The following is a 550-nucleotide window of genomic DNA, read 5'->3' on the forward strand; positions in this document are numbered from 1 at the left end:
TGCATATTGTGCACAATTAAAAGTGATGAATGGTGCAGAATCTTCTAGCAGATCATGAAGCAGACAATACTGATAGACCAAATTAACTAAATAACTTTTACCTGTGCCACTTTCGCCTGTAATCAAAAGTGGTAATCCGCCATCTGGATAGTAAAGAGCTGTTTTGATTTGTTCGATACTTTCTTTCAAACTGGCGTCGTATCCGATCATAAAAGAGAATAAGTCTTTTGGTTGCGCGAAAAAAGGCTGTTCCTCTTTGAGATCATCGATAGAAAAATAAAAATTCGTGCGTAACTTAAAAAATTGTTTTTCAAAAGCTTCTTTGTGGAAATAAACCACTGGACGAGAATTGATTTTGACTAGTAGTTTCTCTTCATTCAACTGGTTCAAATAATGACTGACTGTGTTTCTTTTTACCCCAAAATGTTCAGCCAATCTTTTTGCTGTAAAGACCTCGTTCATATGGTTGAGATCGAAAAAGGCTGTCTGGTTCTCTAAGTAGCATAAAATTTCGTGTTTTAACAACTTATCCACCCCTACTCCATCATAG

General features: G+C 36.0%; 1 protein-coding gene. It reads right to left on the reverse strand.

Translation table 11 applies throughout. The features are described 5' to 3' along the window. A partial coding sequence (locus tag ACFFUV_RS23795) for a sigma 54-interacting transcriptional regulator (protein WP_390198486.1) occupies nucleotides 1–534 on the reverse strand: 534 nt, incomplete at its 3' end. Nucleotides 535–550 lie beyond the last annotated feature (16 nt).

The organism is Vibrio olivae (genome assembly GCF_042428525.1).
Taxonomy (GTDB): Bacteria; Pseudomonadota; Gammaproteobacteria; order Enterobacterales; family Vibrionaceae; genus Vibrio; species Vibrio olivae.